This window comes from Flavobacterium sp. T50_26, assembly GCF_057652995.1.
The window spans coordinates 69496-81133 of sequence record NZ_JBYFCC010000001.1; the positions used below are offsets into that span (position 1 = coordinate 69496).

Below are 11638 nucleotides of genomic sequence, written 5' to 3' on the forward strand. Positions count from 1 at the left end.
AGGTGCCTTCCAAAATAATTCGATTTAGATGCCGCAAGGCTAACAACTAATTTTATCAAAAAATAAAAAACTCACTCCTCTCCAAATAAATAGAAAGAAGTGAGTTTATAAAATATCGTTGTTTATTTTTTCTTTTTAGAAGTAGCTTTTTTTCCTTTTGATTTCGCTTTTTTTGCCTTTTCTTTGGCTTTCTCTTTTTCTTTTGCCTTCTTAGACTTCTCCTTTGCTTTCGCTTTTTCTTTGGCTTTTTTAGCTTTTTCTTTGGCTTTGGCTTTTTTTGCTTTTTCTTTTTTCAGTTCTTCTTTAAGTTTCTCTCGCTCTTTTTTATATTTCTTAAGTTGATTTTGAATTGATTCCGGAGTTTCAACTTCCTTTTCTTCAACTTTGCTTATTGTTTTCACTTTTGGCGTTCCGTTTGCAGGTGTTTTTGAAGCTGGCGTTCTGCTACTAGTAGCAGATATATTTGCAGCTGTTTTTGGAGTTGCGGTCTTGGCAACAGTTGTTTTTGCTGCTACTTTTGGTGTGGCAGGCTTGGCAGTAGTCGCTTTTGCTACAGCAGGTTTTGCAGTAGTTGGCTTTACAGTAGCAGGTTTAGCTGCAGGTTTTGTTGCCGTTCTTCGTGGTGTAACTGTTTTTTTTGCCTCCGGTTGCTTATTCTCTGTTGCTGTTTTTTTTACTTCATTTGAAGTAGCTTCGGGTGATTTATTTTCTTCCATATTTTTTAATGTAAATTAATTGTAAACGTATTGATAATTACGTGTTAAGCAAATTTAAGTCATTTGTGTTAAAGGGCAATGTTAAGTTTTTGGTTTGGGTGAAATGTTAACATTGAGAATGGGAAAATGTGTCAATTTGAGAATGTGTCAATTTGGGAACGGAATACAAAAAGTGTGTTTTGAACTATATTTTAGTATTTTAGTGGAGAAAACAACTACTATTTCATGAATCTAAAGCAACTGAAGATATTCCCCGAAAACAACTATTCAATCGAATTAACAAATGATAGCACATCTGCTATTTCAAATTTAAAAAATTGTACTGTATCAAAAGAACAGTATGTTACAAATTGGAATAATCAACTATTTATTGGCAAAATCAAAGAAAATGAATTTGAACTAAAACTATCAAAAAAGTTGTATGGAGATTTTTGCATTGTACACGGAAAATTGGAAAATAAAAAAGGAACGTTAGAAATTCAGACCGGGAAAATCTTAAAAATACTATTTATTTTGATAATTACATTCACTCTTTCCGGAATGGTTACAGCGATGGTTCAACATAAATTTGAGCTGCTTTTTAAGCTTATGATTGCAATTGTAATTATACGATTTATTTTTCTGGAATTAGGTTTTAGATATGTTTCCAAAAGACTACTAAAAAGATTGACTGAAGAACTCAAAATAAAAACGCTACAAGAAAAACGATTTTAATTACTTGTTTTTCTAAAAAGTAAGTGGTTATATTATCTAATTATAATATGAACCGCAACAAGTAAATTTACGCAATTAAAACCCCTACGACGCATGAAAATCAATTCCTTCCCATCCATTTCAGATAAAAATTCAAAGGTATTGATTTTGGGTACAATGCCCGGGATTGCTTCATTAACGTTGAATCAATATTATGGTCATCCGCGGAATGCGTTTTGGAAATTGTTATTTACACTATTTAATGAGCCCTACTCGACCGACTATGAGGTTAGAAAAAAATTAGTTTTAACCCACAACATTGCCCTTTGGGATGTACTGCAAACCTGCGTGCGAGAAGGAAGTTTAGACAGTGCCATTGAACAAGAAATTCCGAATGATTTTACCATTTTTTTAGCTTCGCATCCAGAAATTCAAAAAATCTTTTTTAACGGACAAAAAGCAGCAAAGTATTTCAAAAAGTATGTTCAAGTATCCAGTCACTATCAATTGGTAACTTTACCTTCTACTAGTCCTGCGAATGCTGGAATTTCGTTTGAGGAAAAATTAAGTATTTGGAAGAATGTGGCAATTTGACAATGTGTTAATTTGGGCATTAATTTTTTTAAAAAAATACTGCCCGTACAAGTAAGAAAAGTAGGTTTAAGATTTCTTAATTAATACAGGCAGTACAAGCAAAAAAGTGATTCTTACATAGCTTTTTCGTTGAGTCTATTCTCTGCTAACTTATTCAACTTCTCATCAGCAGCATATTCCTCATCTAGCGTTTTCTGCAGTTTTGCAGCAACATCGTCATGACCAAGCTCTTTTGCATATCTAACAGCTGTTCCATAGCCTGAAATTTCATAGTGTTCTACACGTTGAGCTTCGGCAATTAATCCGGCATCCATTACGTTCTTATCTTCCACTTCTTTCATAAAACTGTCTGCTTCAGCAATCAACCCTTTCATGGCTTTACAGGTTTCACCATCCGTAGTAATGCCCAAACTATCGCAAATTTCATTTAGCCTTTTTTGTTGCCCTTTCGTTTCTTCAAGATGATCTGCAAAAGCTTTTTTTAATTGACTGTCATTCGCTTTCTAAACCATTTTTGGCAATGCATCCAACAACTGACTTTCTGCACTAAATAAATCTTTTAATTGGTGTTCAAATAAATCTTCTAAGTTCTTCATAGTATAAGTGTTTTTGTTTATTTGATAAAAGTAGTTTCAAATCGTATTTCGGATTAATCGAAAAAAATCAAATCGTAACTCAAATGAAACAAAATAGGCTTTCTTCATTTTTTGTATGTTTGTCTACTTGCAATAAAAAAAGAAAATTTTATTATGGTTTAAATCATTTTCAATGCACTCTTTTTGCAACGTTAATAGCATTCGGGTTGAGGGTCGTAAAATCAAGGTTAGCACAAAATCATATTTCTTTATAATTTCCTGTTCATCGGTGATTATTTTGTGTAAAATTTTCTCATCATCACACGTAGAAAAAAACCAGTTAAAATCAAACCATATTTCTTGTGCATAAGCAGAAATGCTATGTTCATCCTCTTTCGGATACTCTAAAAAGTCTAATTCTCCCTTAAATTCAGAAGCAAAATCTTTACTTTCCATAGACTTTTTATGAAAAAAAAGTTTAATTTCACTCTTAGATGTATGTACTGCTGCAATCATAAATCCCCTTTCATTTTCTTGAATGGATACCAAAAGCATTTTTAATTCTTCACACAACGATTTGTCAATTTCCATAAATATTATCGTCTTTGCCAATTACTGTTAAGCATTTCATCTCTCAGAATATCGTTATAAGATTATCTCATCCTACTTTATTCGCTTCATTTTAACTATTGCTATGTACATATATGAGATGAAATTACAAGTATCCTATTTCAACAAATCTAACGGATTAGTATTTAAATTAGTTACATTAGATTTTTAATTTGTTACATAATTATTGTATAATAATTATGAGTAAGTTTAGGTATCAGAAACAAAACATCAAAAAAAACCCCAAACTCAAGCAACTTGAGTTTGGGGTTTTTTTTAAATAGAAGTGTAAATTATTTTTTAATCACTTTTAGTGTTTGCACCTCATTATCCACTTGAACTTTTACCAAGTAAGTTCCGGCAGCGAAATTTGAAACATCAATAGTCGTTTCGTTTGCGTTAATTGATTTAGTAAATACTTCCTGACCCAATAAATTGTATATCGATACAGAAGAAATTCCTTGTTCAAATGAAATGTTTAAAATATCATTCACTGGGTTTGGATAAACTTTTACAGTATTTGTTTCTGTAAAATCGCCAATTCCTAAATTATTTGTTGGACAAGCAATAGGTGTTAGTGAAATTCTATCAGTTGTTGTACCATCTCCTAATCGTCCTTGTCCATTTAATCCGCATACTTTCAGTGAACCATCAGTATGTAATGACAAGGTATGAAATGCTCCTGCAGAAATTTGTAGATGATCAGTTGAATTTGTAGCACTCACCCAGATTCTATCAGAAGTAGTACTATCCCCCAGTTGTCCAAAATTATTTTGCCCGCAAATTAACATATTTCCAAATGTTGTTGTGCCAACTGTATAATACCATCCTGCTTCAATACTTTCTACTTGATCGTATACACCTGTTGGAGTCAGTTTGTTTGTAGTTGTACTATCACCCAATTGACCATTTGCATTATTTCCCCATGTGTAAAGTATTCCATTCGTTTTTAATCCAACTGAGTGAGCATATCCTGCGGCTACATTTGCCCAGTCATTTTCGGTTCCAATTTGTAAAGGAGTAATTCGGTTTGTGGTTGTGCCATCTCCTAACTGACCGGAATTATTATAACCCCATGCCCAAAGTGTACCGTTTGTTCTTATGGCTAGTGAAAAACCAGCTCCTGCCGCAGTACTTTGCCAATTAGTTGCTGTTCCTACCTGTGTGGGTACTGTTCTGTTTGCGGTTGTACCATCACCCAATTGACCATAATTATTATATCCCCAAGACCAAAGTGTACCATTGTCTTTTACTGCTAAGGCAAATCCTTCTCCTACAGTAACACTATTCCAGTTGGTTGCTGTACCAATTTGCGTTGGCGTGGTTCTATTTGTAGTTGTTCCATCACCCAATTGACCAAAGGCATTATTTCCCCAAGCCCAAAGCGTTCCATTTTCTTTTATGGCAATGGTAAAACCACCACTTGCAGAAACACTTTCCCAGTTGTTTGCTGATCCTATTTGGGTTGGTGTATTTTTACTTATTGTTGTTCCGTCACCTAATTGGCCGTAACCATTGTCTCCCCAAGCCCATAAAGTGCCATCTGTTTTTATACCTACTGAATGGGTATAACCGGCACTAATTGTTTGCCAACAGCTAGTAGCAGTACCAGGTGTAGTAAAAGAACCTCCATAAGCCCAATCACTTTGACTGCTTACACAGTCTGAAGAAACCCACCAGTAGTATGTTGTGTTCGGTAATAAATCGGTTAAATCTGCACTTGTAGACCCAGTACTTCCATCCATACCACCAATTATTGGAGTAGTATTATATACATAAAGATAACCCCCATTTGGTGCTGATGTAGATGGTATCCAACCAATTACAGCTGATGTTGAAGAAAGAACTTCACTTCCAAAATTAGTTGGCGGATTACAAGACGATACATTTGCACACGTTATCGAACGAACTCTAGCGGTATTCTGCACTCCACAATTTGCATTGGTGTGCAAATAATACCTGATTAGTCCAGTTGTAGCATTTGAATTCCAAACTAATGGTGTTACTCCACTAGCAAAAACCGTTGTTCCGGTTGCATTTGTAATAGTAATATAATCAGTAGCAATCGAGCTGGTAAAAGTATATTGTTTATTTGACTGAATATTCACATTAGTAAATTCTCCAGCCCATGCATTGGTGACAATTTGTTCAGTTTGTCCCGAACAATTTGGTGTAAAAGTCGCTTCTGGAAACAATCCATAACTTGCACCATTACAATTTGAAAATGCAACAGTCGTAAAACTTCCTCCTGCTACCCAATCACTTTTTGTACCATTACAATTAGAACGTATCCAATAATAATAAGTAGTAGATGCAGTTAAACCACCTAACACTGCCAATTGAGTACTCATACTACCAGCTGTCTGATTGGTTGTAGAAATTGGAGCAGTAGTAGTTGTTGCAACATAAATTTCATACGTTGTTGGTGCAGGTGTTGGTGCATTCCATGTAAATCGACACGAATTAGACGTAATGTTTGAAACAGCTAAATTGGTTGGCAATCCGCAACTAGACGAAGCCGTACATTGAATAAATTTTGTTCTTCCGCTGTTTTGAACACCACAATTTGCATTGGTGTTAAGATGGTATCGTACAACTCCAGCTGTAGCACCAGAATTCCAAACTAAAGGCGAAGTACCACTAGCCAGTACTGCTGTTCCAGAAGCGTTTGTAATGGTAATATAATCCGTTGCAATAGAACTTGCAAAGGTATATTGATGATTTGAACTTACGTTAACATTCGAATATTCACCTGCCCAAGCATCTGTAGCAATTTGTTCACTGCTTGGCGAACACGTTGGTGTAAATGTTGCTTCTGGATATAATCCGTAAATAGCACCATTGCAATTTAAAGCGGCAATTGTTGTGAAACTTCCACCCGATACCCAAGCACTTCTTGTTCCGTTACAATTGGAACGTACCCAATAATAATAAGTTGTAGATGCTAACAATCCATTTAACGACCCTACTATATTGCCATTGCTCGTTTGAGTAGCTGCAGTTGTAGCAATTGGAGCAGTATTGCTTGTAATGATGTAGATGTCATAGGAACTGGCAGCCGGTGTAGGTGCGTTCCAAGTCAATCGACAGGAATTAGACGTAATGTTTGATACAGCTAAGTTAGTAGGCAAACCACAACTTGTTGATGTTGTACATTGAATATATCGTATTCTATCTGTGTTTTGTGCACCACAATTAGCATTTGCATGCAAATAATAGCGTATCACTCCGGCAGTGGATTGAGAAGACCAGCTTAAAGGTGTTGTTCCGCTTGCTAAAATTACATTTGAATCATTCGTGATCGTAATAAAATCAGTTGAAACAGAACTAGAAAAAGTATATTGTCTATTGGCTACTATATTTACGTTTGTAAATTCACTTGCATAAGCGTTTACAACAATTTGTTCGGTTGTTCCGGTACAAGCTGGTGTGAAATTTGCTGCAGGCCATTGACCATATAAAGCAGCGTTACAACCGGATAAATTGTTGGTTACAAAGTTTAAAACTGGTGTCCAATTACTTTTTGCAGTTCCACAATTTGATCTAACCCACGCATAATAGGATGTTGCAGGAGTTAAACCACTCGCAATGTTTACATTGGTTGTTGTTGATGTATAACTAGGTGTAGTCGTTGCAATTGGTGCTACATTACTGGTTGACAAATACACTTCATAACCATTACTAGGCACAGATGTTGGTGCCGTCCAACCGATAATACACGAAGTAGCTCCTAAATTATAAACCGTTGTATTGGTTGGGGCATTACAGGTTGGTGCTTGCAGTGTACCAAAGAATCCACCCAAGACCCAATTGGATTGTTGTTCGCCACAAACTGAGGCAACCCACCAATAATAATCTGCATTTGGGTTTAAGTTTTCTATTGAAATAGAAGTAGAAGCCGTAGCATCTTGTATTCCTCCTATCACATTGGTTGTATTATAACGAATCACATAACTATCAGGTGCCGGAACTGCTGGCAACCAATTTAGGGTAGCGGTTGTAGCGGTAATATTATTAGAATACGGTTGTGTTGGAGCGTTACATGTTGAAGCACTAGGTGTCATTTTAGTTAAACCAAGTTGCAATGTACCTGCCCAAATAGTTCCGTTCGATTGCGTTCTAACTGTGCTTATATAGTTATCAGGCAAGCCAGAGTTGGCAGTATAAGAAATACAGTCGGTAAAGTTTTGCAAACCATCTCCTTGAAATGCAATCCATACTTTGTTGTTGCTATTTACATCCAAAGCGTTAAGTTGATAACCCGCAAGACAAGAAGTGCTTTGATAATATAATTCATAAACACCACCATTGATGGTATAGGTCATTAAACCATCAAAAGCATCAATATAAATAGTATTGTTTGCTATTCGTAGTATTTTTTGTACTCCATCAGTAATGATGTTAAAATCTGTTCCATTAAATTTATATAATAGATTTCCTGTTGATACCCAAACACCGTTATCGCTATCTGTTGCAACAGAATTAATATTGGTTAGTGAGTTATAAGTTGTCCAAGTAGTTCCGTTGAACTTTGAAAGTCCTGAAGCAGTTGCTACCCAAAGATTGTTTAAACCGTCTACTGCAATGTCGTTAATTGTATTGTTCGGAAGTCCTGAATTGGAAGTTGTGTAATTGGTCCAAGTGGTTCCATTCAAACGGCTGATACCATTGGATTGTGTTGCCATCCATTTTCTATTCAAACCATCAATTTGAATTTTTACAATTGAGTTGGATGCAATACCTGAATTACCGGTATTATACTTGGTAAAAGTAGTTCCGTTAAAAGTAGATACTCCTGAAAAAGAGGCTATCCATAACAAACCGTTTGCATCTACCTTAATGTCACCTACGTAGTTGCTGGCAATTCCCGAATTGCTGGTATTGTAAATAGTGTAATCATAGTTTTGCCCGAAAGAGCAAACTGAAAACAGGATTAGTAATAAAAAGTAAATTTTTTTCATGTAGTGGTTATTGATTACTGTTTTAATTAATGATTATTTATTTTTTTCAAAAAAGAGACAAACATAGCTAATTAAAATTGATTATGAATAGGAAATTAGCTATGTAGATGTTAAATTTTAAAAACAAAGAAATGATTATTTTGAAGTATTATTTTTATAAAATTACTTCTCCAATTTAATTCGGAAGCTGTCATTCCATTGTTCATTAAATCGCATAGCATCCATGTTTTTAGTTCTGTTTTGCTAGGAACAAAAGTGGCTAATTTTAGTGTTGTCATCGTAAGTGTTTTAAATTAACAATTACTCTTTAATAACTTTCACTGTTTTTACTTCATTAGCAGAAGTTACTTTTACTAAATAAGTTCCTGCAGATAAACTAGCAACATCGATTGAAGTTTCGCCGTTGATTAGAGATTTTGACAACACTTCTTGTCCTAGTAGATTGATGATTGAAACGGCTGTAATTTCTTTGTCAAACGAAAAGTTTAAAATATCTTTAACTGGGTTTGGGTATATCACAATTTTTGAAAACGAAAATTCATCACTTCCTAAAACAGTTTCAATATAAATTACATTTTTAAAGATTGGACTCCAGTTCCCATTACTATCTTTTATTCGTGAATTGAAAGTGTGAAACCCTACAGGATTTACAATTGGAATAGCTATTTTTTCAAGTTTTTCAAATGCAGTATTAAAATTTCCATCGGTTGCTAAAAAAGCTATTCCATTTCCTTCTCCTGGATCAGTATCCCAAAAATATTCTGCTTCTGATAAACTAACTATAGATGGTGTTGTTGTAGTGTCAACATTAATAACATTTGTAAAAACAGGACTCCAAATTCCTAAATCGTCTTTTATTCTAACTGAGAATTTATGTAGCCCAACACTGGGAGCATTTAAACCAGAAACAGCAATTTTTTCAAAACTAGTATTAAAATCTCCATCTACTGTTGAAAGTGCTATTCCATTTCCTTCTCCAGGATCAGCATCCCAAAAATATTCAGCTTGAACTAAATTAATCGTTGCTGGTGATGTTGTTGTCTCTACTTTTATAACATTTGAAAAAACAGGACTCCAAATTCCTGTGTTATCTTTTATTCGAATAGAGAACTTATGCAATCCAACACTCGGAGCACCTAACCCGGAAACAGCAATTCTTTCAAAGCTATTATTAAAATTTCCATCTACTGCTGAAATTGCTATACCATTTCCTTCTCCAGGATCGGTATCCCAGAAATATTCTGCTTGTATTACAGATGTAAGTTGGGCAGAACAAATTCCTACAGTAAAGCAAAATAATAAACTATAAATATATTTTTTCATCTTTATGTTTATTTATTTAGAATATCCTGAACCAGTTGCATTCATTTCTGTTGTGCCTGTATAAATTCTTCTTGGAGTGTTTAAAAATGAAATTCTTGGTTTATTTCCAGGATTAATTGGCCAATAGTTAGCCCAAGAGTTTGATCCGCCTAATGGACCAACATCATTAATTGTTAAATCTAGATCATAAAATTCTTCATCTGTTAGTCCACCATTTACAATAGATCCGGTTGCAGTTTGTGTAGTCAAATTTAAAGTATAAGATGAATTACCCAAATTATTGTTTAAAATATCAACTCCAGTGGTATTAAAAGTAGTACTTGAAATATTATTATTCGCAATTACTGTTGCATTATTAGTGTTAACATTAATTTTATTTACAGAACTGCTTGAAGCACTTGTGTTTAAAATATTATTATTAAGTACAATGGTTCCATTTGGTATTGTTGAACTCAGCAACACTTGAACTGTATTATAGGAAGTAGATACAACTCTATTATTCTGTATATAGTTAGTTGAAGATGTTTTTAAATCCGAAATGACTAAAGGGTTACCTGTTGAGTCACTAATATCGTTATTTAAAATGTTTACTGCATAAGCTGATGTACTAGACTCTAAACGTCCTGAATCATTACCTACAATAAAAACATCCGTTGTGGCTAAAGGTGCAATATCATTATTAAGATTAATTCGACCACAATTGTTACCTGCAACTTCGCCATGAACAAAATATAGTATTGTACACTCGCTACCAAAAACATGTACAGAAACATTTTTAGTATTATCTAAATCAAAGTTACTATCAGCAATACTGTTGATAATATTGATCGTAGATCTACCGCCTGTAATTGTAGTTGACGTTGTACTGATGCTACTTTGAAAGGCATACATATTATTTATTGTTACAACTCTGTTCACAGCTGGAGCTATTAAAATTGTACCTTGAACGTAATACCTGCTGAAATTTGTTTCTGATACAAATGTTAATGATTTATTGATTGTAATGTTTTCTAAGTAGGGTACATTTCCTGATTTTGGTTTAATGATAATACGGTCACCATCATTAGCTGCTGTTATAGCTGCACTTATGGTCGAATAAGCACCGCCTGCTCCTAAATCTCTAACGTACAAATCGGCCGCAGAAGCTATTGAACTAAAGAAACCAGCAATAGCCAAAAAAAATAATTGTTTTTTCATTTTTTTATTCATTTTTTATTCTCCTACTCATATAGCTTTTCGGAATCGCTTCGTTTGTATGGTTTCTGAACTCCATAAAAAAGTTTTCTAAATACGAAAAAAACAATTTTCATGACCAAAAATAAACCATATGAAAACAGAAATTTTAACCAATGAACCAACGTAATGTATTACAACATTAACGTAGAAAATCGGAATAATAACGTTTTATAAAAAGAGCTATAAATTTTCAAGCAAAACCATAAACTCTTCTTTTTTGCGAACAGAAAGCGGAACAGCGGTTTTGTTTTTCATCACAATCGTGTTTCCTCCTTCCGATTTAATGAAGTGATCAAAATAAGCCATGTTGATTAAGTGCGACTTGTGTGTTCTAAAAAAGTTATGTGGACTCAACAAAGTCTCGTACTCTTTTAAATTGGTAGAAACAATGAGTTTTGGAGAATTTATAAAATGAAAAGTAGTATAATTTTTGTCTGATTCGCAATGCACGATATCCTGAATGTTGATGGAATAAATTTTATCGGCCGTTTTAAGAATTAGTTTTTGAAGGTTTTTAGGACGCTCTAAATTCGAGAATAAATTATGAAGTTTCACATCAAAAACTTCTTTACTTAACGCTTCTTTGGCTTTTTTTACTGCTTCTGTTAATTCTTGACTATCCAATGGTTTCAATAAATAATCAATTGCCGAAAAGCGAAAAGCTCTGATGGCAAAATCTTCATAACCCGTAATAAAAATAACTTTAAAAGCAATCGGGCTCATCTTTTGCAACAGGTCAAAACCGGTGCCGTCGGGCATTTCAACATCCAAAAAAACCAAATCGGGCGATACTTGTTTAATTAGTTTTATTCCCGAAGCTACCGAATCAGCTTGCCCAATAATCGAAATACCGGGGCAAGAAGATTTAATAATCGCGATGTTTTCTTTTCTTATTTTTTCAATGTCGTCAATAACGATAGCTCGTAGCATA

9 protein-coding genes and 1 pseudogene are annotated in these 11638 nt (G+C 34.2%); 2 read left to right on the forward strand and 8 right to left on the reverse strand.

Annotation, left to right across the window (positions count from 1 at the left end):
* Positions 1-122: 122 nt before the first annotated feature.
* Complete coding sequence (locus AC23MC_RS00330) at positions 123-716, reverse strand: hypothetical protein (protein ID WP_487566539.1); 594 nt, start codon at positions 714-716, stop codon at positions 123-125.
* A gap of 225 nt (positions 717-941) precedes the next feature.
* On the opposite strand from AC23MC_RS00330, the gene AC23MC_RS00335 reads away from it, so the two are divergent.
* Together AC23MC_RS00335 and AC23MC_RS00340 are read left to right on the forward strand one after the other, a co-directional pair.
* Positions 942-1430, forward strand: a complete 489-nt coding sequence (locus tag AC23MC_RS00335; protein WP_487566538.1) for a hypothetical protein — start codon at positions 942-944, stop codon at positions 1428-1430.
* Positions 1431-1523: 93 nt separating this feature from the next.
* On the forward strand, positions 1524-2003 hold the full coding sequence (locus AC23MC_RS00340; protein ID WP_487566537.1) for a DNA-deoxyinosine glycosylase: 480 nt from the start codon (positions 1524-1526) through the stop codon (positions 2001-2003).
* A gap of 113 nt (positions 2004-2116) precedes the next feature.
* Here AC23MC_RS00340 and AC23MC_RS00345 read toward each other — a convergent pair.
* From AC23MC_RS00345 to AC23MC_RS00375, 7 genes and pseudogenes are all read right to left on the reverse strand, one after another.
* Positions 2117-2599 (reverse strand): annotated as a pseudogene (locus AC23MC_RS00345) (YciE/YciF ferroxidase family protein).
* A gap of 123 nt (positions 2600-2722) precedes the next feature.
* A complete protein-coding gene (locus tag AC23MC_RS00350; RefSeq protein ID WP_487566536.1) occupies positions 2723-3169 on the reverse strand; it encodes a DUF2383 domain-containing protein in 447 nt (148 codons plus the stop codon).
* 311 nt (positions 3170-3480) lie between these two features.
* Entirely contained in the window at positions 3481-8148 is a 4668-nt protein-coding gene (locus tag AC23MC_RS00355; RefSeq protein ID WP_487566535.1) for a fibronectin type III domain-containing protein, read from the reverse strand.
* Positions 8149-8258: 110 nt separating this feature from the next.
* Positions 8259-8426 (reverse strand): hypothetical protein, encoded by a 168-nt coding sequence (locus AC23MC_RS00360; RefSeq protein ID WP_487566534.1) that lies wholly within the window; start codon positions 8424-8426, stop codon positions 8259-8261.
* Between the two features lie 22 nt (positions 8427-8448).
* The gene (locus tag AC23MC_RS00365; protein ID WP_487566533.1) at positions 8449-9471 is read right to left on the reverse strand and encodes a T9SS type A sorting domain-containing protein; all 1023 of its coding nucleotides are present in this window, start codon (positions 9469-9471) and stop codon (positions 8449-8451) included.
* Positions 9472-9483: 12 nt separating this feature from the next.
* Positions 9484-10668 (reverse strand): hypothetical protein, encoded by a 1185-nt coding sequence (locus AC23MC_RS00370; RefSeq protein WP_487566532.1) that lies wholly within the window; start codon positions 10666-10668, stop codon positions 9484-9486.
* A gap of 219 nt (positions 10669-10887) precedes the next feature.
* Positions 10888-11637, reverse strand: coding sequence for a LytR/AlgR family response regulator transcription factor (locus AC23MC_RS00375; protein ID WP_487566531.1), 750 nt, complete (start codon positions 11635-11637; stop codon positions 10888-10890).
* Position 11638: the final 1 nt, after the last annotated feature.

Excerpts from the sequence above, each read along its gene's own strand:
- AC23MC_RS00330 (WP_487566539.1), bottom strand. The coding sequence starts at position 716 with ATGGAAGAAAATAAATCACCCGAAGCTACTTCAAATGAAGTAAAAAAA.
- AC23MC_RS00335 (WP_487566538.1), top strand. The coding sequence starts at position 942 with ATGAATCTAAAGCAACTGAAGATATTCCCCGAAAACAACTATTCAATC.
- AC23MC_RS00340 (WP_487566537.1), top strand. The coding sequence starts at position 1,524 with ATGAAAATCAATTCCTTCCCATCCATTTCAGATAAAAATTCAAAGGTA.
- AC23MC_RS00350 (WP_487566536.1), bottom strand. The coding sequence starts at position 3,169 with ATGGAAATTGACAAATCGTTGTGTGAAGAATTAAAAATGCTTTTGGTA.
- AC23MC_RS00355 (WP_487566535.1), bottom strand. The coding sequence starts at position 8,148 with ATGAAAAAAATTTACTTTTTATTACTAATCCTGTTTTCAGTTTGCTCT.
- AC23MC_RS00360 (WP_487566534.1), bottom strand. The coding sequence starts at position 8,426 with ATGACAACACTAAAATTAGCCACTTTTGTTCCTAGCAAAACAGAACTA.
- AC23MC_RS00365 (WP_487566533.1), bottom strand. The coding sequence starts at position 9,471 with ATGAAAAAATATATTTATAGTTTATTATTTTGCTTTACTGTAGGAATT.
- AC23MC_RS00370 (WP_487566532.1), bottom strand. The coding sequence starts at position 10,668 with ATGAAAAAACAATTATTTTTTTTGGCTATTGCTGGTTTCTTTAGTTCA.
- AC23MC_RS00375 (WP_487566531.1), bottom strand. The coding sequence starts at position 11,637 with ATGCTACGAGCTATCGTTATTGACGACATTGAAAAAATAAGAAAAGAA.